28 protein-coding genes are annotated in these 24,108 nt (G+C 69.2%); 18 read left to right on the top strand and 10 right to left on the bottom strand.

Translation table 11 applies throughout. The annotated features are described in order from the left end of the window. Window positions 1–2: 2 nt before the first annotated feature. Both AAY78_RS06510 and AAY78_RS06505 read left to right on the top strand, forming a co-directional pair. Window positions 3–1,061, top strand: a complete 1,059-nt coding sequence (locus AAY78_RS06510; protein ID WP_046747519.1) for a PLP-dependent cysteine synthase family protein — start codon at window positions 3–5, stop codon at window positions 1,059–1,061. A gap of 23 nt (window positions 1,062–1,084) precedes the next feature. Then, complete coding sequence (locus tag AAY78_RS06505) at window positions 1,085–1,600, top strand: glycine cleavage system protein R (protein WP_046747674.1); 516 nt, start codon at window positions 1,085–1,087, stop codon at window positions 1,598–1,600. Between the two features lie 117 nt (window positions 1,601–1,717). Here AAY78_RS06505 and AAY78_RS06500 read toward each other — a convergent pair whose 3' ends face one another. Beyond that, the gene (locus AAY78_RS06500; RefSeq protein WP_046747518.1) at window positions 1,718–2,395 is read right to left on the bottom strand and encodes a FadR/GntR family transcriptional regulator; all 678 of its coding nucleotides are present in this window, start codon (window positions 2,393–2,395) and stop codon (window positions 1,718–1,720) included. Window positions 2,396–2,560: 165 nt separating this feature from the next. On the opposite strand from AAY78_RS06500, the gene AAY78_RS06495 reads away from it, so the two are divergent. Genes AAY78_RS06495 through AAY78_RS06480 form a run of 4 tightly spaced genes read left to right on the top strand, consistent with a single transcriptional unit; the run spans window position 2,561 to window position 7,050 of the window. Further along, window positions 2,561–3,796: an aminotransferase class V-fold PLP-dependent enzyme gene (locus tag AAY78_RS06495; protein ID WP_046747517.1), complete on the top strand. Its 1,236-nt coding sequence runs from the start codon at window positions 2,561–2,563 to the stop codon at window positions 3,794–3,796. A 60-nt stretch (window positions 3,797–3,856) separates the two neighbouring features. Further along, complete coding sequence (locus tag AAY78_RS06490) at window positions 3,857–5,167, top strand: ABC transporter substrate-binding protein (RefSeq protein ID WP_046747516.1); 1,311 nt, start codon at window positions 3,857–3,859, stop codon at window positions 5,165–5,167. Between the two features lie 3 nt (window positions 5,168–5,170). Next, the gene (locus tag AAY78_RS06485) at window positions 5,171–6,133 is read left to right on the top strand and encodes a carbohydrate ABC transporter permease (RefSeq protein ID WP_046747515.1); all 963 of its coding nucleotides are present in this window, start codon (window positions 5,171–5,173) and stop codon (window positions 6,131–6,133) included. Further along, window positions 6,130–7,050, top strand: coding sequence for a carbohydrate ABC transporter permease (locus tag AAY78_RS06480; RefSeq protein WP_197077676.1), 921 nt, complete (start codon window positions 6,130–6,132; stop codon window positions 7,048–7,050). Before AAY78_RS06485 ends, AAY78_RS06480 begins: the two co-directional genes overlap by 4 nt. Window positions 7,051–7,153: 103 nt before the next feature. On the opposite strand, the gene AAY78_RS06475 is transcribed toward AAY78_RS06480, so the two are convergent. Both AAY78_RS06475 and AAY78_RS06470 read right to left on the bottom strand, forming a co-directional pair. Beyond that, entirely contained in the window at window positions 7,154–8,167 is a 1,014-nt protein-coding gene (locus tag AAY78_RS06475) for an aldo/keto reductase family protein (RefSeq protein WP_046747514.1), read from the bottom strand. A gap of 54 nt (window positions 8,168–8,221) precedes the next feature. Beyond that, on the bottom strand, window positions 8,222–8,716 hold the full coding sequence (locus AAY78_RS06470) for a hypothetical protein (protein ID WP_052748675.1): 495 nt from the start codon (window positions 8,714–8,716) through the stop codon (window positions 8,222–8,224). Between the two features lie 68 nt (window positions 8,717–8,784). Between AAY78_RS06470 and AAY78_RS19700 the strand changes: the two genes are divergently transcribed. Further along, window positions 8,785–9,051 carry a hypothetical protein gene (locus tag AAY78_RS19700; protein ID WP_052748674.1) on the top strand — a complete coding sequence of 89 codons (267 nt, stop codon included), beginning with the start codon at window positions 8,785–8,787 and terminating at the stop codon, window positions 9,049–9,051. 36 nt (window positions 9,052–9,087) lie between these two features. Here the strand turns inward: AAY78_RS19700 and AAY78_RS06460 are convergent, their stop codons facing one another. Both AAY78_RS06460 and AAY78_RS06455 read right to left on the bottom strand, forming a co-directional pair. Then, window positions 9,088–10,491: a DUF4407 domain-containing protein gene (locus AAY78_RS06460; protein ID WP_231589671.1), complete on the bottom strand. Its 1,404-nt coding sequence runs from the start codon at window positions 10,489–10,491 to the stop codon at window positions 9,088–9,090. Between the two features lie 370 nt (window positions 10,492–10,861). Next, a complete protein-coding gene (locus AAY78_RS06455; protein ID WP_046747672.1) occupies window positions 10,862–11,425 on the bottom strand; it encodes a TetR/AcrR family transcriptional regulator in 564 nt (187 codons plus the stop codon). A 65-nt stretch (window positions 11,426–11,490) separates the two neighbouring features. On the opposite strand from AAY78_RS06455, the gene AAY78_RS06450 reads away from it, so the two are divergent. Continuing rightward, a complete protein-coding gene (locus AAY78_RS06450) occupies window positions 11,491–12,168 on the top strand; it encodes an NAD(P)H-dependent oxidoreductase (protein ID WP_046747511.1) in 678 nt (225 codons plus the stop codon). Here AAY78_RS06450 and rlmN read toward each other — a convergent pair. Further along, window positions 12,117–13,403: a 23S rRNA (adenine(2503)-C(2))-methyltransferase RlmN gene (gene rlmN, locus AAY78_RS06445; RefSeq protein ID WP_058631673.1), complete on the bottom strand. Its 1,287-nt coding sequence runs from the start codon at window positions 13,401–13,403 to the stop codon at window positions 12,117–12,119. The two genes, AAY78_RS06450 and rlmN, sit on opposite strands and share 52 nt — an antisense overlap. A gap of 70 nt (window positions 13,404–13,473) precedes the next feature. On the opposite strand from rlmN, the gene AAY78_RS06440 reads away from it, so the two are divergent. From AAY78_RS06440 to AAY78_RS06425, 4 genes are all read left to right on the top strand, one after another. Continuing rightward, on the top strand, window positions 13,474–14,013 hold the full coding sequence (locus AAY78_RS06440; protein WP_046747510.1) for a ribosomal protein L7/L12: 540 nt from the start codon (window positions 13,474–13,476) through the stop codon (window positions 14,011–14,013). Between the two features lie 62 nt (window positions 14,014–14,075). Continuing rightward, the gene (locus AAY78_RS06435) at window positions 14,076–14,714 is read left to right on the top strand and encodes a bifunctional 4-hydroxy-2-oxoglutarate aldolase/2-dehydro-3-deoxy-phosphogluconate aldolase (RefSeq protein WP_046747509.1); all 639 of its coding nucleotides are present in this window, start codon (window positions 14,076–14,078) and stop codon (window positions 14,712–14,714) included. A gap of 173 nt (window positions 14,715–14,887) precedes the next feature. Continuing rightward, a complete protein-coding gene (locus AAY78_RS06430; protein ID WP_231589670.1) occupies window positions 14,888–15,475 on the top strand; it encodes an ankyrin repeat domain-containing protein in 588 nt (195 codons plus the stop codon). Continuing rightward, window positions 15,472–16,221 (top strand): sulfite exporter TauE/SafE family protein, encoded by a 750-nt coding sequence (locus AAY78_RS06425; protein ID WP_046747507.1) that lies wholly within the window; start codon window positions 15,472–15,474, stop codon window positions 16,219–16,221. Before AAY78_RS06430 ends, AAY78_RS06425 begins: the two co-directional genes overlap by 4 nt. Before the next feature lie 167 nt (window positions 16,222–16,388). Here the strand turns inward: AAY78_RS06425 and AAY78_RS06420 are convergent, their stop codons facing one another. Further along, window positions 16,389–17,219, bottom strand: coding sequence for an SDR family oxidoreductase (locus AAY78_RS06420; protein ID WP_046747506.1), 831 nt, complete (start codon window positions 17,217–17,219; stop codon window positions 16,389–16,391). A 47-nt stretch (window positions 17,220–17,266) separates the two neighbouring features. After that, window positions 17,267–18,025 carry an SDR family NAD(P)-dependent oxidoreductase gene (locus tag AAY78_RS06415; RefSeq protein ID WP_046747505.1) on the bottom strand — a complete coding sequence of 253 codons (759 nt, stop codon included), beginning with the start codon at window positions 18,023–18,025 and terminating at the stop codon, window positions 17,267–17,269. A 226-nt stretch (window positions 18,026–18,251) separates the two neighbouring features. Between AAY78_RS06415 and AAY78_RS06410 the strand changes: the two genes are divergently transcribed. The 6 genes from AAY78_RS06410 (at window position 18,252) to AAY78_RS06385 (ending at window position 21,882) form a co-directional block, all read left to right on the top strand. Then, window positions 18,252–18,662 (top strand): hypothetical protein, encoded by a 411-nt coding sequence (locus AAY78_RS06410; protein ID WP_046747504.1) that lies wholly within the window; start codon window positions 18,252–18,254, stop codon window positions 18,660–18,662. Window positions 18,663–18,913: 251 nt separating this feature from the next. Next, window positions 18,914–19,306 carry a hypothetical protein gene (locus AAY78_RS06405; protein ID WP_046747503.1) on the top strand — a complete coding sequence of 131 codons (393 nt, stop codon included), beginning with the start codon at window positions 18,914–18,916 and terminating at the stop codon, window positions 19,304–19,306. Further along, window positions 19,296–19,832, top strand: a complete 537-nt coding sequence (locus AAY78_RS06400; RefSeq protein ID WP_046747502.1) for a signal peptidase II — start codon at window positions 19,296–19,298, stop codon at window positions 19,830–19,832. Before AAY78_RS06405 ends, AAY78_RS06400 begins: the two co-directional genes overlap by 11 nt. Continuing rightward, window positions 19,829–20,782 carry a cytochrome c oxidase assembly protein gene (locus tag AAY78_RS06395; RefSeq protein ID WP_231589669.1) on the top strand — a complete coding sequence of 318 codons (954 nt, stop codon included), beginning with the start codon at window positions 19,829–19,831 and terminating at the stop codon, window positions 20,780–20,782. Before AAY78_RS06400 ends, AAY78_RS06395 begins: the two co-directional genes overlap by 4 nt. A gap of 33 nt (window positions 20,783–20,815) precedes the next feature. Then, window positions 20,816–21,541, top strand: coding sequence for an aminoglycoside 3'-phosphotransferase (locus AAY78_RS06390; RefSeq protein ID WP_046747501.1), 726 nt, complete (start codon window positions 20,816–20,818; stop codon window positions 21,539–21,541). Next, window positions 21,538–21,882: a CHY zinc finger protein gene (locus AAY78_RS06385; protein ID WP_231589668.1), complete on the top strand. Its 345-nt coding sequence runs from the start codon at window positions 21,538–21,540 to the stop codon at window positions 21,880–21,882. The genes AAY78_RS06390 and AAY78_RS06385 overlap by 4 nt, the downstream gene beginning before the upstream one ends. Here the strand turns inward: AAY78_RS06385 and AAY78_RS06380 are convergent. Then, entirely contained in the window at window positions 21,879–22,658 is a 780-nt protein-coding gene (locus tag AAY78_RS06380) for an energy-coupling factor transporter transmembrane component T family protein (protein ID WP_046747500.1), read from the bottom strand. The two genes, AAY78_RS06385 and AAY78_RS06380, sit on opposite strands and share 4 nt — an antisense overlap. Continuing rightward, window positions 22,655–24,106, bottom strand: coding sequence for an ABC transporter ATP-binding protein (locus AAY78_RS06375; RefSeq protein ID WP_420845719.1), 1,452 nt, complete (start codon window positions 24,104–24,106; stop codon window positions 22,655–22,657). The genes AAY78_RS06380 and AAY78_RS06375 overlap by 4 nt, the downstream gene beginning before the upstream one ends. Window positions 24,107–24,108: the final 2 nt, after the last annotated feature.

Here is a 24,108-nt window from a genome sequence, read left to right as displayed (position 1 = left end):
GCATGAGCGACTGGACCAGCACCGCGATCGCCCTGCTGGAAGCCGATGCCAACCGCAGCGCCGACACGCACCTGCACCTGTTCCCGCTGCCGCCCGAATGGGGCATCGACCTGTACCTCAAGGACGAGTCGGTGCACCCGACGGGGTCCCTCAAACACCGCCTCGCGCGGTCGCTCATCCTCTACGGGCTGGTGAACGGACGCATCCGCGAAGACACCACGCTCGTGGAATCGTCGAGTGGGTCGACCGCGGTCTCCGAGGCGTACTTCGCCCGGATGCTGGGCCTGAAGTTCATCACCGTCGTGCCGCGTTCGACGGTGCAGGAGAAGATCGACCTCATCGAGTTCTACGGCGGCATCTGCCACTTCGTCGACCGTGCGGAGGACATGTCGCCGGAGGCGCAGCGCCTCGCATCGGACTGCACCGGCCACTACCTCGACCAGTTCACGTTCGCGGAGCGCGCGACCGACTGGCGCGGCAACAACAACATCGCCGAGAGCGTGTTCAGCCAGCTCTCCCAGGAACGCCACCCCATCCCCACCTGGATCGTCACGGGTGCGGGCACGGGAGGCACCAGCGCCACGTTCGGCCGCTACGTGAAGTACCGGATGCACGACACCAAGGTCGCGGTCGTCGACCCGGAGGGTTCAGCCTTCTACGACGGATGGGCCGGCACGGTGGATCCGCCGGCCGGACGCCCGAGTCGCATCGAGGGCATCGGCCGCCCGCGCGTCGAGGCGTCGTTCGTGCCCACCGTGATCGACGAGATGATCCAGGTCCCCGATGCGGGGTCGATCGCCGCGATCCGCCTGCTGCGTGAACGCACCCTGCACTGGGCCGGCGGGTCGACGGGCACGAACCTCTACGGCGCGTTCCAGCTCATCGCGCGGATGCGGGCCGCGGGCGAGACCGGCAGCGTCGTGACCCTGATCTGCGACAGCGGAGTCCGCTACGCCAACACCTACTACTCCGACGAGTGGGTGGCCGCGCAGGGCTGGGACCTCGCCCCGCACCGCGCCCGGCTGGAGCGGTTCCTGGAGTCCGGCGTCTGGGGCGAGTGAAGGCTGCGGGCTACGCTGGCCGCATGACTACTCTGATCCTCACCGTCGCGGGTGCAGACCGTCCTGGCCTCGTGGCCGCCGTCGCCGATGTCGTGGATGCGCACGGCGGCAACTGGGAGAACAGCTCGCTGGCCGAGCTCGCCGGCACGTTCGCGGGCGTGATCGAGGTCTCGGTCGCCGACGACAAGGAGGCCGAGCTGACGTCGGCGCTCCGCGGCCTCCAGGGTCAAGGGCTGCTCACCCTCGCCGTGCTCACCGGCAGCCCGGACGCAGCCGCCGCCGACGATCGGCTGCTCGAGATCCAGGTGCTCGGCAACGACCGACCCGGCATCGTGCGCGAGGTCTCCGGCGTGCTGAACGCTCACGCCCTGAGCATCGAGGAGCTCGCCACCGAGACGCGCGATGCCGCGATGGCGGGCGGGCGCCTGTTCGAGGCGTCGGTCACGGCGAAGGTGCCGGCCGACGTCGACCTCGACGCCCTGCGCGCCGACCTCGAGCGCATCGCCGCCGAGATCCAGGTCGACATCACCCTCGGCTGAGGTCTCCCGCTCCTCCCCGCCGAGACCCACGGTCCGCGCCGAGACCCACGGTGAAAGCCGCCGCTGGGCGTGGGTCTGGGCGACAACGATGGGTTTCGACGCTGGGTGTCGGGGAGGTCAGAGTCCGGAGTACTTGCGCACCCAGTACTCCGTGTACGCGACGTGCGCGGAGGCCGCAGCACTCGCAGCGACCGGATCCGCGGCGGCCAGGCCGCGCAGGATGGCGCGGTGCCCGGCATCGGAGTGGATCTTGAGCTCCGCGGCATCCTCGGGGTCGGAGATGCGATACGCCCGGGAGCGCGAGCGCAGCACGTCGATGAGGCTGGTCAGCGCCTCGTTGCCCGCGACCGCGGAGATCGCCATGTGGAATTCGTGATCGAGCCGTGACTGCGCCTCGAAGTCGGTGGTCGCCTCGATCTCGTCGAGCACGCGGTCCAGCGACTCCACCGTCTCGTCGTCGATGCGCGCCGCGGCCAGTGCAGCGGCGTGGGGTTCGAGCACTCGGCGCAGCTCCGTCAGTTCGAGCACGCCCGCCATCGGCAGCAGTCCGACGGTGAGCGAGAGGCTGCCGATCAGGTCGGCGGCGCGCAGCTCGCTGACGTAGCTGCCCGATCCGTGTCGCGTCTCGAGCACCCCGAGGGCGGCGAGGGTACGGATCGCCTCGCGCAGGGATCCGCGGGAGACACCAAGGGTCTCGCAGAGCTCTCCCTCGCTGGGAAGCCGGTCGCCCGGCCGCAGCGCGCCGTCCGCGATCAAGGCCCGCAGCCCGTGCAGCGCCGTGTCGAGTGCGCTCATCGTCGTCCTCCAGACACTCCGCCGCTCTTCGTGAAGTCTGTCGGAAAGCGATGTTTCCGCAAACTCGTATGACAAGTATGTTTCATCACCGGAGTTTTGTGGCGGAATCGGTAGCCCTGTGGCAAAGTTGTGCAACAACTCGCCCGAACTCACCGATGAGGACCGATGCCCGCACCGCTGTTCCCCGCACCGCTCACGCTGACCTCCGGCATGCGAGCGCGCGACGCCTGGCCCCTCGACCCGTCCGTGATCCACCTGAACCACGGGTCCTTCGGCGCGGTCCCGTCCGTCGTCGTCGCGCAGCAGGACGCTCTACGCCGCCGCGCGGACCTCAGCCCCGTCGAGTGGTTCCCGCGCATCGCGGAGCGCGTGCAGGAGGCCCGCGAGCGCACCGCCCCGTTCATCGGTGCCCGCGCCGAGGACAGCGCCTTCGTGCCCAACGCCTCCGCCGCCGCGACCGTGGTCTTCAACGCCCTGCGACTCGACGCCGGCGACGAGATCCTCGTGACCGATCAGGGGTACGGCGCGATCACGATGGGCGCCGAACGCCTCGCCCGGCGCTTCGGCGCGACGGTCCGCGCCGTCGCGGTGCCGCTGCTCGCCTCCGATGACGAGATCGTGCAGCTCTTCGCCGACGAGCTCACACCGCGTACCCGACTGATCGTCGTCGACCAGATCACCTCGCCGACCGCCCGCCTCCTGCCCACCCGACGTATCGCCGACGCCGCAGCCGAACACGGCGTGCGCACCCTCGTCGACGGCGCTCACGCCCCCGGCCTGGTCCCCGACGCGGCCGCTGTCGCCGGCGGGGACTGGTGGTTCGGCAACATGCACAAGTGGCCGTGCGCACCGCGGGGCTCGGCTCTTCTGGTCACGACGGCGCCCGACCGCGATGAGCTCTGGCCGCTGATCGACTCCTGGGCCGCACGCGAGCCGTACCCCTCCCGCTTCGACACGCAGGGCACGATCGACGCCACCACGTACCTGGCCACCCCGACCGCCATCGACTTCATCGAGAGCGAGTTCGGGTGGGCAGCGGCTCGCACGGCGATGGCGGAGATCGCCGACGCCGGCGCCGAACTGATCGCCGAGGCTCTGCGCCCGTACAGTGACGAGGACCCCCTCACTCCCCTCCCCTCCCCTGTGCCGTCGATGCGCCTCGTGCGCCTCCCGCTCGGCCTGGGCGCGACGAGAGAGGAGGCCGACGCGCTCCGGATGGATCTGCTCGACGAGGTCGGTGTCGAGACGGCATTCACGAGCTTCCGCGGCGTCGGCTACTTCCGACTGTCCGCACACCTCTACAACGAGGCATCCGACTACGAGGCCTTCGTCGAACGCTGCATCCCGCAGATCCTCCGTCGCGCCGGCATCCGCCAGGCCGACTCCCTCGTCCTTCCCTGAGCACGACCGTCCGTCCACCCGACCGCAACACCCACCCCCACCCCCATCGAGAGGCACATCGTGAAGAACAAGATCTTGACGACCGCAGCGGGATTCGGCACCGTCGCCGTCCTCGCACTCACCGGCTGCTCCGCAGGCTCCGGCCCCTCCGACGACGGCTCCGTCCAGCTGCAGATGGTCGAGAGCCTGACCAACCCCGCCCGTACGGAGCTGCTGCGCGGGCTGCTCGACGACTTCGAGAAGGCCAACCCGAAGATCACCGTTACCCTCGTCTCCCCGCCCACCGAGCAGGCCGACCAGAAGATCCAGCAGATGCTGCAGTCCGGCAAGGGCGTCGACGTGCTCGAGGTGCGCGACATCACCGTCGGGCCGTTCGCGAACAACGGCTGGCTGTACGACCTCGGGCCCGACCTGAAGAAGTGGGACGGCTGGGACGCGCTGACCGAGAACGCGCAGTCCGCCTCGGTCGCGGAGGACGGGAAGAGCTACTTCGTCCCCTACGGCTTCTACGGGCTGTCGCTGTTCTACCGCACCGACCTCGTGAAGGATGCCGGCTTCGACGGCCCGCCGCACAGCTGGAAGGACCTGCTGGAGCAGGCGTCGGCGATCCAGGACCCGTCGAACAACATCTACGGGTACGCCTTCCGCGGCGGCCAGAACGCGAACAGCAACGTCGTCGCGGCGATCGAGGCCTACACGATCGACGGCCTCGACACGGAGGACGCGTTCCTCATGAAGGACGGCTCGACGATCTTCGCGGCTCCCGAGGCACAGGATGCCGTCGACGACTACTTCGACCTCTTCAAGGAGGCGTCGCCGCCGTCCGCCGTGTCGTGGGGCTACCCCGAGATGGTCGCCGGGTTCACGAACGGCACAACGGCCTTCCTCCTGCAGGACCCGGAGGTCATCGCGACGGTGCAGGATTCGTCGCTGACCGAGGACCAGTGGGACACCGCCCCGCTGCTCGTCGGCCCGTCCGGCAAGGCCGCGCAGCCCCTCGCCGTCGCCGGCTGGGGCGTCGCGGAGAACAGCGAGAACAAGGAGGCGGCGGTCAAGCTGGTCGAGTTCCTGTCGTCCGCCGAGCCCGCGACCGAGTTCGCGCAGGCCAACAGCCTGGTGCCCATCATCGCCTCCGCCGCAGATGACGACTTCTACTCGTCCGGCCCGTGGACCAGCTACGTCACCATGACCGAGGACCCGGAGACCTACGTCAACGTGCGCCAGCCGCGCGGGGTCAGCTGGTGGACCGAGTGGATCCAGAAGTCCGACCAGGACGTGCAGAACGTGCTGCTCGGCAACATGTCCACGAAGGATCTCCTCGCCTCGTGGGATGCGTTCTGGACCGAGAAGTACGCCGCGGAGAAGGGTTGATCCGTGGCCCGCACCGCTCATGAGGGAGGCTCCGTCGGCACTGCTTCGCAGCAGCCGGCCGGCGGGGCCTCCCCGGCATCGCGTCGCCGCCCCTTCCGGGGTCGCACTGCGCTCACGCTGCTGGCGTTCCTCGCGCCGGCGATCGTCTTCGTCTGCTGGTTCACCTACTGGCCGATGCTGCAGGGCGCCCGCATGGCCTTTCACGACTGGAACCTGTGGGACCTGACGTCGACGCCGTTCGTGGGTTTCGACAACTTCCTCGCCGTGTTCCGGGATCCCGCCTTCCCGACCGTCGCCTGGAACTCGGTGCTCTGGGTGGTCGGCTCGCTCGTGCCGCAGCTCGTGATCGGCTTCCTCATCGCGCTCGCGCTGCGCAAGCGTTTCCGCTTCCGCGGGCTCTACCAGGCGCTGGTGTTCTTCCCGTGGGCGGTGTCCGGCTTCCTGATCGGCATGCTGTTCCGCTGGATGTTCAACGCCGAGTTCGGCGTCGTCAACGACCTGCTCATGAAAGCGGGCCTGATCGACGCCCCGCTGCCGTGGCTGGCAGACCCGAAGCTCGCGATGTTCGCCGTGATCGTCGCGAACATCTGGTACGGCGTGACCTTCTTCGCGATCATGATCCTCGCAGCTCTGCAGTCGGTGCCGGACGAGATGCTGGAGGCGGCGAGCCTCGACGGCGCCGGCAAGGTGCGGCAGCTGTTCTCCATCATCATCCCGTACATCTCGATGACGCTGCTGCTGACGATCCTGCTGCGCGTGATCTGGATCTTCAACTTCCCCGACATCATCTACGCGATGACGAACGGCGGCCCGGCCAACCAGACCCACATCATCACGACCTGGATGATCAACTACACGCAGCAGGGCAACTACGGCATCGCGAGCGCCATCGGGCTCATCGTCGTGGCATTCCTCATGGTCTTCTGCGCGTTCTACCTGATGGCGATGCGGAGAGTGCAGCGATGACCATCACCTCATCCGTCCGGACCGGATCCTCAGTCACGGAGACCCGTCGCATCACGGTCCCCGACCCGAAGGCCGCACCGCGCCCGAAGCCCCGTGTCACGGCGGGCGGTGTGGTGCGTGTCGTCGGCCTGGGGCTGTGGCTGTTGATCACCCTGTTCCCGCTGTACTGGATCACGCTCACCGCGTTCAAGTCGCCGGGGACCATCAACCGCTTCCCGATCGAGTACTGGCCGAGCGAACCCTCGCTGGACAACTTCACGAGCCTGTTCGAGAAGAGCTCGTTCGGGACGTTCCTGGCGAACTCGGCCATCGTGGCGGTGTCGGCCGGCGCGGTGGCGACGCTCATCGCGCTGCTCAGCGCCTACGTGCTGGCGCGGTTCGAGTTCCGCGGCAAGGGGGCGGTGCTCATCGCGTTCCTGTTGACGCAGATGATCCCGGCGTTCATCGCCCTCGGACCGCTGTACTCGATGATGACCGACCTCGGCCTCGTCGACACCAAGCCGGGGCTCATCCTCGTCTACATCGCGATCTGCATCCCGTTCTCCACGGTCATGCTGCGGGGCTTCTTCGAGAACGTCCCCGACGCGCTCGAAGAAGCGGCGATGATCGACGGCTGCTCGCGCCTTGGCGCCCTGTTCCGGGTGCTCGTGCCGGTGATGACCCCCGGCATCATCGCGGCGTTCATCTTCAACTTCGTGAACTGCTGGAACGAGCTGTTCCTGTCGGTCGTGCTGATGAACACCGACGCGAACCGCACCGTGCCATCGGCGCTGAACGGCTTCATCTCCACGTTCAACATCGACTGGGGCTCCATGAGCGCCGCGGCCGTGCTGACGATCCTCCCGACGATGGTGATGTTCGCCCTCGCCAGCCGCTGGATCGTCCAGGGCCTGACCGCCGGCGCGGTGAAGGAGTAACCCAGCGCCGAGACCCACCCCCAACGCCGAGACCCACCCCCGCACACGTCAGCGGGAGTGGGTCTCGGTGTTTCCGATGGGTCTCGGCGTCTGGATCAGGAAGTCAGACGAGCCGGGACTTCGGTGAGACCGAGTAGGTGTTCTCGGCGTCGCGGTTGACCGTGTCGCCGAGAGCCTCGTCGATCGCGGTCATCGTGTCGGCGTCGAGCTTCACACCGGAGGCCTTGACGGTCTCGGCGAGCTGCTCCGGACGGGAGGCGCCGACGAGGGCCGCCGCCACGTTCGGGTTCTGCAGCACCCACGCGATCGCGAGCTGCGGCATCGACAGCCCCGCCTGCTCCGCGATCGGCTTGAGGCGCTGCACCGCGGTGAGGATGTCGTCCTGCAGGAAGCTCTTGATGAAGTCGGCGCCGCTGTGCGGGTCGGTCGCCCGAGAGCCCTCGGGCACCGGCTGACCCGGCAGGTACTTTCCGCTCAGCACACCCTGCGCCATCGGCGACCAGACGATCTGCGAGATGCCGAGCTCCTCAGACGCCGGGACGACCTTGCCCTCGATGACCCGCCACAGCATCGAGTACTGCGGCTGATTGGAGATGAGCTGGATGCCGAGCTGCTTCGCCAGCGCGTGCCCTTCACGCAGCTGCTCCGCGGTCCACTCCGAGACGCCGATGTAGAGCGCCTTGCCCTGACGGACCACGTCGGCGAAGGCCTGGAACGTCTCCTCGAGCGGGGTCTCGTAGTCGAAGCGGTGCGCCTGGTAGAGGTCGACGTAGTCGGTGCCGAGACGCGTCAGCGAACCGTTGATCGACTCGAAGATGTGCTTGCGGCTCAGGCCGGTGTCGTTCGGACCCTTGGGCCCGGTCGGGAAGTAGACCTTGGTGAAGATCTCCAGCCCTTCGCGACGCTGACCCTCCAGGGCCTTGCCGAGCACGACCTCGGCCGCCGTGTTCGCGTAGGTGTCCGCAGTGTCGAAGGTGGTGATGCCGGCGTCCAGGGCGGCGTGCACGGTCTTGACCGCGGCGTCGTCCTCGACCTGCGATGCGTGCGTGACCCAGTTGCCGTAGGTGATCTCCGAGACCTTGAGACCACTGTTGCCGAGATAGCGATAGTTGACCATGGACCAACGCTACTGGCTGCCCGCGCCGGCGGGGCCGGATGGAGGCGGACGGCCTCAGTCGGGCGCTGCGGCACCGCTTCGGCGCGCGGAGACCACGGCCCCCACAGCGACGAGCACGATCCCCGAGAGCACACTCACGGCATAGAGCGGTACAGCCCAGGGCGAGTAGTCGCCCCCGCTGATGCCGAAGGCGTCGGCGAGCCCCATGCCGGCACCGAACGAGGCCGCGAAGTAGCCGATCGCACCCAGCATCAGCAAGGCCAGGAATCCCATCACCGGGACGAGCGGATGCGCGCCCGTGCGGACCACGACGACCGCGAGCACCACGGCGAGTGCGACGCCGATGCCGAGGACGAGAAGAGCCTGACCCGGCATCAGGCTCTCCCCGGCTTCCGACATCGCGAAACGAATCTCGTCGAGCGTTCGACCGGGAGCTGCGGCGAGCGGGTTGAGCACGAGGATCTGCACGGCGGCGAACGCGGCGTAGGCGAGGACGGCGAGCGCGCCGACGATCGAGATCCACAGAGTCCGGCGCTGCATCCGTGTCATGCGGGTCATCCTAGGAACGCATCCCGAGAGTCTCCCGATACTCACGCCACGCCCCACCGAGCCGGCGGATGCCCTCCTCCAGCACATCGTCGGGCGCGGTGAACGGGATGCGGATGTGGTCGTCCGGCGAGACCGACACGGCGAACGCGGCGCTTCCGGCGATCGAGGCGCTGATCACCGGAGCGCACTGGGCACGCACACCGTCCACCGTGGCGCTGATCCGCTCCATCGCCGTCGCCGTCGGCGACGACCCGGTGCTCCGAACCACCCGGATCCGCGACATCGAACCAGAGCAGGCACCACCGATGTCGGAGCGGATTCCTCAGCTCCTCTGAGCACCAGCCGACCGGCGCCCTGCCACGTGGCTCAGCTCAGCCGATCGTCGGACGAACCAGCTGCTCCTGCTCCTCGAGCGTCTGCGCCTGCGCGCGCTTCTCGGCCCGTTCCCGCTCCTGCGCCTCGGCCGCCTCCCGACGTTCCGCGCGCGTCTGCGGCTCGCCGGAACCGGACTCCGCCTGTATCTCCTGGGATTGATCCGTCACGATCTGCGCACGGTCGCGGAACCCCTCGGCCGTCACCTTGTCGAGGGCGACCTGCTTGCGGATCGCGGCGGCCTTCTCGTAGAGACTCGGGTCGCCATAGCTCGTGAGCACCTTGACCAGCACCGGCAGCAGCTCGATCATGAAGAACAGGGCCGCGATCAGGATGTGCGCCCACAGGATCGTGGGCTCCTTCTCGCTGAGTCGGTTCAGTCCGCTGATCTGGCTGAGCAGGCCGACCGCTCCCGCGTTGCCCTGCGCCACGGCATCGGCTCGCGCGTTGTACGCGGCGAGCGCCTGGTCGTAGGAGTCACGAGCCGTCGGCAGCTGCGACTTCGCCTGCTCACGGTTCTGCGCCTCGGACGAGGTGGTGTTCTCCTTGGCCGCGGTGCCGGCGGCGGCGAGCTCCTCGTTCGCGGTGCGCAGCTGTGCGGCGAGCGCGTCGTAGGTCTGCTGTGCTTCGGCGAGCTGGGCCTTGGCGGCATCGGAGCTGGCACCCTGGCCATTGACGCCGGTGCAGCCGGGAACAGTGCCGGCGCCTTCACCGGTCAGCTCGCACTGATACAGCACCCGAGCCTGATCGATCACGGCCTGCTGGGCGGTCATCTTCGCGGTGACGTCATCGACCGTGGCCTGAGCCGCCGACTCGGTGGCCGACGAGGAGTCGGTTCCTGCGACGATGCCCGTGGCCGCCTGGTTCTCGAGCTCGGCGACCTTGGCGGAGGCCGCGTCGAGCGCGATCTTCTCCGGACCGGACTCGAGAGCCTCCTGGTCGGACTGCGACTGGGTGATGTTGGTGGAGGCGACCTCGCGGGCGATGTCGTTGTGGAAGATCTGCAGCACGAGCGGCTCTGCCACGACGAAGCCGATGATCGCAGCCATGATCACACGCGGGATGGCGAGCCCGATGAGGCGCCAGACATTCCTGGTCGAGCTCATGGTCGAGGTGAGGAAGCGGTCGAGGTTGAAGATGATGAGCGCCCAGACCAGCGCCAGCGGCACGGCCAGCCAGACCGCCGCCTGCACGCCGGTGGTCAGGGCGAACAGCATCGAGATCGCGGACACCAGAGCGGTGCCTGCGAGCACGAAGAACATCTGCACGAAGCGGGGCGTCTCACCGGGGACACGGTCGAGGATCTCGCCCTCCGCACCGCCGAGGATCGCGAGGGTGCGAGCGCGCGAGCCGGGAGCGCGGGGGTTCGCGCTTCTTGCGGGGCCGGCGGACACGGGGCGCACGCGCTGGCTTCACCGGAGCGGATGCGTCCGGGGCGGGCTCTGCGGTCTCTTCTGCGGTGACGGCGTCGGCGATCGGGGTCGCCTCGGACGAGGACGCGTCTCGGGCGGCGTCTTCGGGTCCGGTGGGCTCGAACTCGCGCAGGAAGTCGAGGTCATCCGTGACGGCGTCGGGTTCGCTGTCGAGGATGATCCGACCCTGCGAGTCGTAACGACCCGGTCGATGGGCGGAATAGGGCATTCGAACAATCTACGAAAGATCGCCTGTGGAAAACGTGGAAGAGTCCTTTGCGGCCTCTCAGGTTGGCTGCTCCCGTCGCGATATTCCAGCCATCTGCGGCCATTCGGGTGTCATATCGCGACCGGAGCGGCGTCAGAGCAGCCGGTCAAGCGCGGCAGCGTACGTCTCGAGTGCCGCGTCGAGGGTGAAGTGGCCGGCGGCGGCGAGGGTGCCCAGCCCGTGGATCAGTCCCCACAGCGCCACCGCATCGGTCGGACGATCGAGGCCGGCGCCGACGGCTGCCTGGGCGAGCACGGCTTCGAGTCCGTCGATCAGCGGGGCCATCGTGGCCGTGGGCGAGCCGGGGATGCAGACCGTGGGGTCGTACACCGCGTCGAACGCATGCGGATGCTCGACGGCGAAGCGGATGTATGCGCCGCCGCCGGCGGTGAGCGCGGCCTCGGGCGTCGACGCGGACTCGGTCGCCGTACGCACCTGTTCGAGGAGGTCGGCCATGCTGCGTTCGGCGATCGCCTTGAGCAGTCCGAGCCGGTCGGAGAAGTGGTGGTACGGGGCGTTGTGGCTCACGTTCGCGGCGCGTGCGACCTCGCGCAGGCTGATCTCGGCTGCGGGCATGCGTTCCAGCAGCTGCATCGCCGCGTCCTCGAGCGCACGGGCGAGATCGCCGTGGTGATAGCCGTCCTTCGAACTTGACATGAGCAACATCCTCTCCTATCTTGACAGTGTCCACCAGCTTGACACTGTCCAGATAGGAATCAGCCATGCCCGCTCTCGTGATCGACGGCCACCCCGACGCCCGCTCCCTGACCGCGTCGCTCGCGCAGCGCTATGCGGCGGGGCACGGTGACGCACGCGTACTCGCCCTGCGCGACCTCGACTTCGACCCGAGCCTGCGCTTCGGCTACCGCGAGCGCATGACGCTGGAGCCCGACCTCGTCGACGCGAAGCGTGCGTTGCAGGAGGCCGACACCGTGGTCATCGCGACGCCGCTGTGGTGGGGCTCCGTCCCGGCGCTGCTCAAGGGCTTCTTCGACAGGGCCCTGCTACCGCAGCAGGAGTACCGCTACAACAAGCTCGGGCTCCCCGACGGGCTGCTGCCTGCGCGGCACGGCCGGCTGCTGCTGCTCGCGGACACGCCCTGGTTCTTCGCACCGTTCACGGGACTGCCCGCGCAGACCCACGTCGCCCGCGGAACGATGCGCTTCTGCGGGATCCGCTCGGTGCGCACCCATCGCATGCTCGGCGTCAAGGATGCGACGCCCGCGACCATCACCCGGTGGCTCGACCGCGCCGAACGACTCGGCGCCGCTGACGGACGCCGCGACGGCATCCCTCAGGCCGACTCGACGCCTCAGGCCGACTCGACGCCTCAGGCCGACTCGGCGCCTCAGGCCAGTGCGGCGGAAGCCGCCTCGTCCTCGGTCGTCGCGACGAGCTGACCGCACGCCCCGTCGATCTCCTTGCCGCGGGTGTCGCGAAGGGTCGTCGGGATGCCGGCGTCGTTGAGCCTGCGCACGAACTCGTCCGTCACGTCCTTGTCCGACGACGTCCAGATGGACCCGGGGGTCGGGTTGAGCGGGATCGGATTCACGTGCACCCACCCGCGTCCACGCTGGTTGAGCTTGTCCGCCAGCAGGTCGGCACGCCAGGCGTGGTCGTTCATGTCCTTGATCAGCGCGTACTCGATCGAGACGCGACGACCCGTCTTGGCGTAGTAGTCGTAGGCCGCGTCGAGGGCCTCGTCGACCTTCCACCGCGAGTTCACCGGGATGAGCTCGTCGCGCAGATGGTCGTCCGGGGCGTGCAGCGAGAGGGCGAAAGTGACCGGGATGCCCTCATCGGCGAGCTTCTTGATCGCCGGTACCAGGCCGACGGTCGAGACCGTGATGCCGCGAGCGCTCATGCCGAGGCCGTCGGGCTGCGGGGCGACCATCGTGCGCACGGCGTCCATCACGCGCTTGTAGTTGGCGAGCGGCTCACCCATGCCCATGAAGACGATGTTCGAGACACGCTCCATGCTGTGGTCGTCGGCCTTCTTGCCGCCCAGGCCACCCTCGGCGATCAGCCGGTTGGCCCGCACGATCTGCTCGATGATCTCGGCGGTCGACATGTTGCGGGTCAGTCCCGCCTGTCCGGTCGCGCAGAAGGGGCAGTTCATGCCGCAGCCTGCCTGGCTCGACACGCACAGCGTGATGCGGCCGGGGTAGCGCATGAGCACCGATTCGACCAGGGCCCCGTCGTGCAGGCGCCACAGGAACTTGATCGTGTCACCGCGGTCGGTCTCGAGGCGTCGCACCTCGGTGAGCAGCGGCGGCAGCATCCCGGCGACGAGCTGCTCCCTGGTGTCCGCGGGGAGGTCGGTCATCTGCTCGGGGTCCGACGTGTAGTGCCGGAAGTAATGCGTCGCGAGCTGCTTCGCACGGAAGCCGGGCAGGCCGAGCTCCTTCACCTTGTCGATGCGCTCGGCCGGGGTGAGGTCGGCGAGGTGCACGGGGGGCTTCCCGCGCTTGGGGCTCGCGAACTGCAGGAGCGGGCGCCCTTCGGCATCCTTCTGCTGCGTCCAGCCCTCGGTCGCAGGGCGCACCTGCGGCTTCTTGGTCTCGCGGACGGCCCCCGAACGCGACGACGCGGGTGCTGCGGGGCGCGTCTCGCGCGTGCGGGGAGTCTCGGTCATACCTTCCAGGGTACGCGGTGGCGGATGGGAAGACCCCGGGCGCGAGCGGCTGCCTCCCTAGACTGAGGCCATGGATGCCGTGCTGTGGATCATCGCGATCGTCGTCGGCCTGATCGTGGTCGTCGCGGTCCTCGCCGCGGCCGTCCGAGGGATGCGCCCGAAACTCCCGGATCCTCCGGCGTTCTCCACCGCCCCACACACCGCCCCTTCCGCCTCCGCCGCTGCGGCTCCAGGGCTGACCCCGGAGGTCGTCGCCGAGGTCGACCGCCTCGTGGTGGCGGGTCAGAAGATCCACGCCATCAAGCTCTACCGCGATCACTCCGGCGTCTCGCTCAAAGACGCGAAGGACCGTATCGAGCACTGGTCGGTCAGCACGACGGCTCCGCACCCCGCAGCCGTCTCTCACACGACCGCGCCGCATTCGTCGATCACCGCGACCCCGTCGTCGGTCCGCGCCTCGCTGCCGCCGTCGGTGGCCTCCACGATCGACGCGCAGGTCGCGGGCGGCTCGGCCATCGCGGCGATCAAGACCCTCCGCGAGCACACGGGGCTCGGACTCAAGGAGTCCAAGAACGTGATCGACGCCTGGCCGCACACCCACACGTCCTGATCGAGTTGTCATTACAGGCTGCGCCCAGGAGAATGGACGAGCCCGCCCGATGAAGGAGCCCCATGCCCGACCGTCTCGACCGCGCCCGCACGACCGGCATCCTCGCCGTCCTCCGCGCCCCCTCCCCTGAACTGGCCCTCGAGGCCTCGGAGGCGATCATCCGCGGCGGGGTCACGGGCATCGAGGTGACCTTCTCCACTCCCGACGCGCCCGCCGTCATCCGCGAGCTCATCACCCGCCACGGCGACGCCGCCTACGTCGGGGCCGGCACCGTCACCACGGCCGCGCAGGCCGAGCAGGCTGCAGACGCGGGAGCCGAGTTCCTCGTGAGCCCCGGCACCCTGCCGCACCTCACGCGCAGCATGCTCGACACGGGCCGGGTCGTGATGACCGGCGCCATGACCCCGACCGAGGTCATGGGCGCACTCGAGCTCGGCGTCGACGTCGTGAAGATCTTCCCCGCATCGCTCGGTGGCCCGTCGTACCTCGGCGCCCTGCGCGGACCGTTCCCCGACGCCCCGCTGATGCCCACCGGTGGCGTGAACCCCGACAACCTCGCCGCCTGGTTCGCCGCCGGAGCGGTCGCGGTCGGTGCGGGCGGAGACCTCGCGAACGGCGCGTCGATCAAGAACGCCGACTGGACCGACATCGAGCAGCGCGCCGCACGATTCACCGCGGCCCTCACCGCCACGCGCGAGTGACACCACGCGATCGAGCACCGCACACTCCCCATCGTTGGTATACCGGATGCATGGGTGCGCGACGGATGCTGTCGATCGGTGCCGTCGCGATCGCGCTCTTGACCGCGACCGGCTGCACGTCGGCCATGCCTCCGTCGGCACCTGATCCGCGCTCATCGACCCAGGAGCCCGCCATGACCGACGCCACTCGCGATCTGCTCGCCGCCGCAGCGTCCGGAGACGCCTCCGCCGTCAGGAAGGCGATCGACGACGGGGCGGACCTCGAGGCACGGGGGCATGGGGGCATGACCGCACTGATCGTCGCGACGAAGGCAGATCACGTCGACGCGGCGCACGTTCTCATCGACGCGGGTGCGGACGTCAACGCCAAGGACGACATCCAGGACTCCGCCTACCTGTACGCCGGTGCGCGGGGACACGACGAGATCCTCCTGCTGACGCTCGACAACGGCGCCGACCTCGCAAGCACGAACCGCTTCGGCGGCACGGCACTGATCCCCGCCGCCGAACGCGGACTCCTCTCGACCATCGACATCCTGCTGGAGGCCGGTGTCGACCCGAACCACATCAACGACCTGAACTGGACGGCGCTGCACGAGGCGATCGTGCTCGGCGACGGTTCCTCCACCTACGTCGACGTGGTGCGCGCGCTCATCGACGGCGGAGCAGACACGAGCATCCCCGACGGGGACGGCGTGCTCCCGGTCGATCTCGCCACAGCACGGGGCTACGACGCGATCGTCGCCGAGCTCGAACGGTGATCGCCCTCGACCCGTGGGCCTGGGCCGCGCTCGCGGTGGCCGCGGTGACGATCGGCATCTCGAAGACGGCACTGCCCGGCGGGAGCATCCTGGCCATCGCCCTGTTCGCCGCCGTGCTGCCGGCACGCACCTCGACGGCGGCGACCCTCCTGCTGCTGATGGTCGGCGACCTGTTCGCCCTCACCGCCTACCGTCGGCACGCGCACTGGCCGACGCTGCTGCGGCTCGCCCCCGCGGTGATCGCCGGGCTGCTGGTCGGCTTCGCGTTCCTCGCCCTCGCCGGCGACGGGGTGGTCCGTCGGGCGATCGGCGTGATCCTGCTGCTGATGATCGCCGTGACCCTGTGGCGTCGGTGGCGGCAGAGCAGAGCGGACACGGCGGCTCCCCCGTCCAGCGGCATCATCCTCGCGGGCGCCTACGGAACCCTCGGCGGCTTCACCACCATGGTCGCCAACGCCGGAGGCCCGGTCATGTCGATGTACTTCCTGGCCACCCGCACCCCCGTGCAGGTGTTCCTCGGCACATCCGCCTGGTTCTTCGCCATCATCAACGTGATCAAGGTCCCCTTCCTCGCGGGCCTCGGGCTGTTCGAGACGCCCGTTTTGCTGATGGATGCCGCGCTCGCCCCGCTCGTCGTCGTCGGCGCGCTCCTCGGACTGCGAGTCGCCCGCCGCATGAATCAGCGCGTGTTCGACCGCATCGTGATCGCCCTCACCATCCTCGGCGCGGTCTACCTGCTGTTCTGACCACACCCACACCACGCGCCCTCACCCCCCTCCCGCCAAGACGGAGACGAACCGAAACGGAGACGAACCAGGTTCAGTGCGGCGTGGCGTCGCCCGACACGCGGCCCTGACGTCGGATGGTCTCTGTTTCGGCCTCCGACTTCGGGCAGCTGGGGCAGCAGGGAAGCTCAGTCGAGGAAGATGTCCGGGAACAGGGCGGTGTCGGGGGTGCCGGGGATCGCCGCATAGCGGGAGAAGTCGGTCACACCGTCGGCTTCGAGCACGTCCTCCACGATGAGGGTCTGCCCCGTGTACGACGCGGCGGGCTTGAGCAGCACGGTATAGGCGGCGTCCGCGTAGATGTCGGGCGTGCGGCTCGCGGCCATGACCTTGTCGCCGCCGAGCAGGTTCTGCACCGCGGCAGTGGCGATCGTGGTGCGCGGCCAGAGCGTGTTGGCGGCGATCCCGTCGCGGGCGAACTCGGCGGCGAGGCCGAGCGTCGCCATGGTCATGCCGAACTTCGCGAGGGTGTAGCCGGTGTGCGCGCCCAGCCACTTCGGGGACGGATTGAGGGGCGGCGACAGCGAGAGGATGTGCGGGTTCTCGGCATCCTTCAGGATCGGCACCGCCGCGCGGGAGAGCATGAACGTCCCGCGCACGTTGACGTCCTGCATCAGGTCGTACTTCTTGGCGCTCAGGTCGAGCGAGCGGGAGAGATCGATGACGCTGGCGTTGTTGATCACGATGTCGATGCCGCCGAACTCACCCTGCGTCTTCAGGACCGCTTCGGTGATGTCGTCGTCGTCGCGCACATCGCCGACGATCGGGAGAGCCTGGCCGCCCGCCGCACGGATCTGCTCGGCGGCGGTGTGGATCGTGCCCTCGAGCTTCGGATGCGGGGTGTCGGTCTTCGCGAGCATGGCGATGTTCGCACCGTCGGCGGCGGCTCGCAGCGCGATCGCGAGGCCGATGCCGCGGCTGCCGCCCGACATCAGGATGGTCTTGCCTGCAAGGGACATGTGTTCTCCTGGGTTCTCGATCGCGAAGGGGAGGGACAGCCGCGGGGTCAGCGCGGCGCCATGCGGATGGCGCCGTCGAGGCGGATGGTCTCGCCGTTGAGGTAGCCGTTCTCGACGATCTGCTGCACGAGGGCGGCGTACTCGTCGGGGCGGCCGAGACGGGACGGGAAGGGCACCTGCTGACCCAGGGAGTCCTGGGCCGCCTGCGGGAGGCCCATCAGCATCGGCGTCTCCATGATGCCGGGGGCGATCGTGCAGACCCGGATGCCGTAGCGGGCGAGCTCGCGCGCCACCGGAAGGGTCATCGCGTGCACGCCGCCCTTGGACGCGGAGTACGCGGGCTGGCCGATCTGCCCGTCGAACGCGGCGACGCTCGCGGTGTTCACGATGACACCGCGTTCCTCGTCGTGCAGCTCGTTCTTCGCGATGACGGCGGAGGCCTGGGAGATGACGTTGAACGTACCGACGAGGTTGATCCGGATCACGCGCTCGAAGTCGGCGAGCACGGCCGGGTTGCCCTCACGGTCGAGCACCTTGGCGGGTGGGGCGATCCCGGCGCAGTTCACGACGACGCGCAGCGGTGCCGCCGACTGCGCGGCCGCGACGGCCGCCTGCACCTCCTCGGCGTTCGTGACGTCTGCCGCGACGAAGAGACCGCCGAGCTCGTCCGCGACCTCGGCGCCCTTCGATGAGGCGAGGTCGATGATCGTGACGTGCGCGCCCGCTGCGACCAGTCGTCGCGCCGTGGCGAGCCCCAGCCCGGAGGCTCCGCCGGTGATGAGTGCACCCTGTCCACTGATCTGCATCTGATGTTCTCCTTCGAACGCCGTCGTGCGACATGCCGTGATGGAACGCAGTATCAGCCTACGTGGTTCCTGGTATCACCACGACTCTGAGCAACTGCGTCGCGACCGAGCCTAGTTCCCGTCTCCCGCTCGAAGGAACGCGATAGGTCGTGGGAGTAGGATCCGGAGAATGCGCCGCCCGCCCGGGATCCACCGATCCACGGCGACTGTCGACCAGCCGGTGATAATGCGCCTCATTACCACCGTGAGCCTGGCGCTCCTGCTCCTCTTCGCCTTCGCGGTGACCGCACACGGCGATGCCGGGGAGAACGGCGCGGCCCCCTCGCTCGCCGCCGCGGCCATCGATGCGTTCGACGACACCGCCGCGATCGGCGCCGACGCCGAAACGGACGAGGCCCAGGCCCAGGCCGCATTGCCGGTCGCCGTCACGAGCACCCTCGTCGGTGCCGCACTCTGCATTCTCGGGGTGCTGTGCGGCCTCGCCGCGATGCTCCTGCTTTCTCGCGTCCTCGGGCGCCCCGGACAGTTCTCGACCCTCCGGGAGACACCGCGCGCGCTGCGCTCAGATCCGGCTTCTCCCCTGCACCCCTGCGGGACCGCGGTCTCCCTGATCCGGCTGGGTCTCTCCCGAACCTGATCGTCGAAGGGCCGTCACCAGAACGGCGTCTTCCGCCGGTGTCGCGCGGCTCCAAGGCTTCCTGCCTCGAGGGGCCACGCCCCGACACCCGGATCGCGCCCGCTCCCACGCCCACTCCCGCTCCCGCACCGAATCCCGCGACCCCCTCGTGACGACATCCGAGGCCACGCCCGCGCTCACCCCTTCGAAGGAGACCCCATGAAACGCACATCGAACGACGGCGAACCGCTCGCTCCAGACAGGCGAGGACGGTGAGCCGGCCGGTCGGCACCGCCTCTCGGCCGGTCCGCACGGCGATCGCTGCAGCCGCTCTCAGCGCCCTGATCGTGTTCATCGGTGCGGAGTCGGCAGCGGCCGGGGAGCAGCGCAGTGTCGTCGACACTCAAAGCCGCACAGCGACCACCGCTCCGACTCCCACCCCGACCTCCACTCCCACTCCCACCACCGGCACCACGCATGAACAGCAGAACGGCGAACAGCCGGTGGAGCGCACCGATCTCGGCTTCCTCGGCGTCGCCTTCCTCTTCGGGATCGGTTTCCTCCTCGCTGCAGGAGCGCTCGGCATTCTCGTCTCAGGGCGCGCGCGGCGTCGGCGCGACCGCGCGGACGCCGCTGCGAGGGAAGAGGGTTCCGATGTCGCGTGAGAACAGTCCCCGGTACGGGATCGCCTTCGTCGTCGCCGGCATCGTCGTGCTCATCGACCAGACGAGCAAGGCCGCCGCGATCGCAGGACTCAGCCGGACGGAGCGGATACCCCTGCTGGGGGATGCGCTGGGCCTGCAGCTCGCCTTCAACCCCGGCGCGATCCTGTCGCTCGGGTCAGGGGCGACGTGGGTGCTGACCGTGGTGGGCGTGGCTGCGGTGGCCGCGCTGTTCGTCGCCGCGACTCGCGCGCGCACGAGGGGACGGGCCTGGGGGTGGGGCTTCATCCTCGGAGGTGCCATCGGGAACGTGCTCGATCGTCTGCTCGCACCCCCCGGATTCGGTCGCGGTCACGTCACCGACTTCCTCGCCTACGGGAACTGGTTCATCGGGAACCTCGCCGATGTCGCGCTCGCGATCGGGGGTGTCGTCCTCGTCGTCGGGCTCTTGCTCGACCAGCGTGCGGCAGCGCGGACGACGCAGACCATCGACCGGCCGGACGGCTCGCGCGAGGACGCGGCCGGATGAACGACTGGATGCCCGATGCCCCGCCGACCTTCGCAGACTTCCTCACACCGATCGTCTTCAGTCCGGCCGCTGGGCCGTTCCCCCTCCTACCCCTGGTCGCGGTAGTGCTGGCGGTCGCCTATCTGGCCGGGACCCTCCGGTTGTGGCGGCAGCACCGTCGGTGGCCCGTCTGGCGAACCGTCGTATTCCTCCTGGGGTGCATCGCGCTCGCCGCCACCACGGGCCTCGGGGTCGAGGTGTACGGCTATGCCCTGATGTCGGTGTTCATGTTCCAGCAGCTCACGCTCATGATCGCGATCCCTCCGCTGCTGGTCCTCGGCTCACCGGGCACGCTCCTCCTGCGGGTGACACCGCACCGCGGGCTGGGCGCCGTCGTGCTGCGTATCGCGCACGGAGGGCTCCGCAGCGGGATCGCCCGGTGGATCCTGAGCCCGTGGATCGCGCTGCCGATGTACCTGATCGCGTTCTACGGGCTGTACCTGGCCGGTCTCGCCGACCGTGTGCTCGCAGCACCCGGAGGCCACCTCGCTCTGGAGGTCGGGTTCCTCGTCATCGGGATCCTCTTCGCCATCCCGGTACTGAGCTCCGATCCCCTCCCGGTGCGGCTCGGGCACGGCGGTCGCGCCCTGGACGTCTTCGCCGAAGCGGCCCTGCACGCGTTCTTCGGCGTCTTCCTGATGATGGCGACCACCATGCTCGTCGACCACTTCGTCGCACCGACTCTGGCGCTAGGGATGAATCCGCTCGAAGACCAGCAGCTGGCCGGCGGGCTGGCATGGTCGTACGGCGAAGCCCCGACCCTGCTGATGCTCGTCTACGTGATGCACCGGTGGTTCCGCGACGACACGGCACGCGCCGCCGCGGCCGATCGCTATGCCGATGCGCACGGCACCACTGAGCTCGACGCCTACAACGCCTATCTGGAGGGCCTCCGTGACGACCGCCGCTGAGCCGGTGCGGTGCCCGTCGGGCAGGATGGACGGATGAGCATTCCCTCCGCTTACCTCGACGTGCCGATGAAGGTTCGCGAGCTCGCGCGCGGTGCCGCGCTCGAGCCGGTCTGGCTCAACGGGATCGGCGGGCTGACCTTCCGCACCGACGACGGGCGGTACATCAAGTGGGGTCCGCTCGACGACGAGGCGAACATGCGCGACGAAGCCGAGCGCATGAGGTGGGCACGAACGTGGATCCCCGTACCGGAGGTGATCGAGCAGGGCCAGGACGACACACACGAGTGGCTCGTCACGGTCGCGATCGATGCCCGCAGCGCCGTCGACCCCCGCTGGGCCGACCAGCCGGAGACCGCGGTGCGAGCGGTCGGGGTCGGCCTGCGGATGCTGCACGATGCCCTGCCGGTGGCCGAGTGCCCCTGGGAGTGGAGCACGCAGTGGCGGATCGCCAACGCCGCCGATCGCGGCACGGTCGTGCCAGAGGATCTGCTCCAGGAACCGTCGATCGACCGGTTGGTGGTGTGCCACGGCGACGCCTGCATGCCGAACACGCTTCTCGACGCGGAAGGCCGGCCGGCCGCCTTCGTGGATCTCGCCGCTCTCGGTGTCGCCGACCGCTGGGCCGACATCGCCGTGGCCTCGATGAGCACGATGTGGAACTTCGGCGAAGGCTGGGAGGACACACTGATCGAGGCCTACGGCGTCGACCCCGATCACGAGCGCCTCGAGTACTACCGTCGACTCTGGAACGAGACGTGAGTATCGTGCCCGACGATCGGCCGCGTGTGCTCGGTCCGGTCGTCGACGACATGACCCGGTGCGTGCACTATCAAGGCCCGACCGACATCATCGCGATCCGCTTCGCCTGCTGCGGCGAGTACTACCCGTGCCACCGCTGCCACGAGGAGACCGTGAAGCATGCGGCGCAGCAATGGGCGGCCCATGAGCGCGACAGACGGGCGATCCTCTGCGGTGCGTGCGGGCATGAGCTCACGATCGCCGAGTACTTCGCGGCGACGGCATGTCCACGGTGTTCGGCGCTGTTCAACGAGCGGTGCGCACTGCACCGTGAGCACTACTTCCAGCTCGACCGGAGCTAGCTCCAGACGAAACGGAACGTCCCGACGAGCACGGCGGCGGCGAGCGCAAGTGCCATGATCGCGATTCCGCCGATCACCGCCACCGCATCACGCGGGTGCAACCGGGAGGGACGCGACCAGGTGCGCGGAATGCCGGAGCCGAAGCCCCTGGCCTCCATCGCGAGCGCCAGCTTCGAGCCGCGCCGCACCGCGAACACGAGCAGCACGAACGCCATCGAGAAGAACCGTCGCAGCACACCCCGGTCGCCCACACCGCGCGCGCGACGGGCCAGGCTCATGGTGCGCCAGTCATCGAGGAATAGCCCCAGCATGCGCGTTCCCGCGAGGATGCCGAGCACGAAGCGGCTCGGGAGCTTGGCCACCTGCGCCAACGCGTCGGCGAGCTCGGTCGGGTCGGTGCCGCCGAACAGCAGGATCGTGGGGAGTCCGAGCGCGATCACTCGCAGACTCACCGCGATCGCGAGCGTGATGGAGTCGTCGCTGATCGTCGCGAAGCCGAACGTCCAGTAGATGCGCCCTGCCGGTTCCGCATACAGCAGCATGCTCACACCGGCGATCGGGGCGAAGATCACGACCGGCAGCAGGCGCTTCAGCACCGTCGACAGACGCAGCCCCGTCAACGGTAGGCAGAGCAGCTGCAGGACGATCGCTGCCAGCGCGCTCGTGATGTCGATGGAGGCGAACAGCGGCACGGACAGCAGCAGGGCGAGCAGCAGCTTCGTCACCGGGTTCACACCGTCGAGCCAGACCGGGCGCACGGTCTCGGTCGCCGTCACGACGACGACCCCAACTCGATGCGATGACCGCCCAGGTGTCGGATCACCGCGTCGTCGTGCGTGACCGCGATGATCGACCGGCCACGCGCGATCTCCTCCTGCAGCAGGGCGACGAGCGAGATCCACCCGCGGCGGTCCTGTCCGAACGTCGGCTCGTCGAGCACGATGACCTCCGGCGCCCCGGCCAGCACGGTGGCGACCGACAGCCGCCGCTTCTGCCCTCCGGAGAGCGTGAACGGGTTGGCGAGGGCGAGCGGGGCGAGGCCCAGGCGTTCGAGAAGACCGTCAACGACCGTATCCGTCTTCGCCTGATCCCAGCCGAGCGCCCGTGGCCCGACCGCGAGCTCATCGCGAAGGGTCTGGGCCAGGAACTGGTGCTCCGGCTCCTGGAACACCATCCCGATGCGGGTGAGCAGCTCGCGCGAGGTCCAGCGGATGGGGCGCGTGCCCTTGCGCCCCGCCAGCTCCGGTGCCGACCGCACCTCTCCCGCCTGCTCCGGGATGAGCCCGGCGAGCGTGAGGGCGAGCGTCGACTTGCCGGCGCCGTTCGGCCCGGTGATCACCGTCGCGTTCGCCCGCGGCACGCGCAGGTCGAGCCCGCGCTGCACCGGCGCTCCATGCTCCCGTCCGATCGTCAGGTCGGACGCGGTGAGCGCGTCCGGTGCCGACACCTGCTCCAGCACGGGCAGGTCGATCCCCCGGTCGGGCACCCACACCCCGGCGTCCGCCAGCACGTCGCCGTATGCCGCGAACACCTGGGCCGGTTCCCCGTCGGCGAGCAGTCCGCCGTCGGCCGCGAGCACGATCACGCGCGTCATCAGATCGACCCAGATCGGTGTGCGGTGCTCGACGACGATCAGCGTCGCACCGGTGGAGGCGACGGCATGTTCGACGCTCGCCCGCACCTCGCGCACACCCTCGGGGTCGAGGTTCGCCGTCGGCTCGTCGAGCAGCAGCAGCCCTGGGCGCATCGCGAGCACACCGGCGAGCACCAGTCGCTGCTTCTGTCCGCCCGACAGGGCCTTCGTGGGGCGTTGCAGCGGCACATCGAGCCCGACGGCATCCAGCGCCTCCGCGACGCGACCGGGGATCTCGGATGCGGGCACACCGAGGTTCTCGCACCCGAACGCCACGTCGTCGCCGACCTTCGACAGCACGATCCCCGCATCGGGGTCCTGCAGGACGAGGCCCACCTGACCGTGCCGGGATTCGGGGGCGGCACCGTCGATGTGCAGCGACCCGGTTCGCACCCCTTCGTCGTCGCCGCCGAGGACCCCGGCCAGGCCCGCGAGCAGCGTCGACTTCCCGGCACCGGAGGCGCCGAGCAGCAGCACCCGCTCACCCGGTTCGATCGTGAACGAGACGTCCTCGACGGCGGGGAGCTTCCGACCGGCGTACCGCCAGCCCCAGCCCGCAGCCTGCACGCGGGCCGGGGCGGCGATGGTCACGG

This window comes from Microbacterium sp. Ag1, assembly GCF_001005635.1.
GTDB classification, from domain to species: domain Bacteria; phylum Actinomycetota; class Actinomycetes; order Actinomycetales; family Microbacteriaceae; genus Microbacterium; species Microbacterium oxydans.
This window is presented reverse-complemented; position numbering and strand designations above follow the sequence as displayed.

Excerpts from the sequence above, each read along its gene's own strand:
- AAY78_RS06510 (WP_046747519.1), top strand. The coding sequence starts at position 3 with ATGAGCGACTGGACCAGCACCGCGATCGCCCTGCTGGAAGCCGATGCC.
- AAY78_RS06505 (WP_046747674.1), top strand. The coding sequence starts at position 1,085 with ATGACTACTCTGATCCTCACCGTCGCGGGTGCAGACCGTCCTGGCCTC.
- AAY78_RS06500 (WP_046747518.1), bottom strand. The coding sequence starts at position 2,395 with ATGAGCGCACTCGACACGGCGCTGCACGGGCTGCGGGCCTTGATCGCG.
- AAY78_RS06495 (WP_046747517.1), top strand. The coding sequence starts at position 2,561 with ATGCCCGCACCGCTGTTCCCCGCACCGCTCACGCTGACCTCCGGCATG.
- AAY78_RS06480 (WP_197077676.1), top strand. The coding sequence starts at position 6,130 with ATGACCATCACCTCATCCGTCCGGACCGGATCCTCAGTCACGGAGACC.
- AAY78_RS06475 (WP_046747514.1), bottom strand. The coding sequence starts at position 8,167 with ATGGTCAACTATCGCTATCTCGGCAACAGTGGTCTCAAGGTCTCGGAG.
- AAY78_RS06470 (WP_052748675.1), bottom strand. The coding sequence starts at position 8,716 with ATGACACGGATGCAGCGCCGGACTCTGTGGATCTCGATCGTCGGCGCG.
- AAY78_RS19700 (WP_052748674.1), top strand. The coding sequence starts at position 8,785 with ATGCCCTCCTCCAGCACATCGTCGGGCGCGGTGAACGGGATGCGGATG.
- AAY78_RS06455 (WP_046747672.1), bottom strand. The coding sequence starts at position 11,425 with ATGTCAAGTTCGAAGGACGGCTATCACCACGGCGATCTCGCCCGTGCG.
- AAY78_RS06450 (WP_046747511.1), top strand. The coding sequence starts at position 11,491 with ATGCCCGCTCTCGTGATCGACGGCCACCCCGACGCCCGCTCCCTGACC.
- rlmN (WP_058631673.1), bottom strand. The coding sequence starts at position 13,403 with ATGACCGAGACTCCCCGCACGCGCGAGACGCGCCCCGCAGCACCCGCG.
- AAY78_RS06440 (WP_046747510.1), top strand. The coding sequence starts at position 13,474 with ATGGATGCCGTGCTGTGGATCATCGCGATCGTCGTCGGCCTGATCGTG.
- AAY78_RS06435 (WP_046747509.1), top strand. The coding sequence starts at position 14,076 with ATGCCCGACCGTCTCGACCGCGCCCGCACGACCGGCATCCTCGCCGTC.
- AAY78_RS06430 (WP_231589670.1), top strand. The coding sequence starts at position 14,888 with ATGACCGACGCCACTCGCGATCTGCTCGCCGCCGCAGCGTCCGGAGAC.
- AAY78_RS06420 (WP_046747506.1), bottom strand. The coding sequence starts at position 17,219 with ATGTCCCTTGCAGGCAAGACCATCCTGATGTCGGGCGGCAGCCGCGGC.
- AAY78_RS06415 (WP_046747505.1), bottom strand. The coding sequence starts at position 18,025 with ATGCAGATCAGTGGACAGGGTGCACTCATCACCGGCGGAGCCTCCGGG.
- AAY78_RS06410 (WP_046747504.1), top strand. The coding sequence starts at position 18,252 with ATGCGCCTCATTACCACCGTGAGCCTGGCGCTCCTGCTCCTCTTCGCC.
- AAY78_RS06400 (WP_046747502.1), top strand. The coding sequence starts at position 19,296 with ATGTCGCGTGAGAACAGTCCCCGGTACGGGATCGCCTTCGTCGTCGCC.
- AAY78_RS06395 (WP_231589669.1), top strand. The coding sequence starts at position 19,829 with ATGAACGACTGGATGCCCGATGCCCCGCCGACCTTCGCAGACTTCCTC.
- AAY78_RS06390 (WP_046747501.1), top strand. The coding sequence starts at position 20,816 with ATGAGCATTCCCTCCGCTTACCTCGACGTGCCGATGAAGGTTCGCGAG.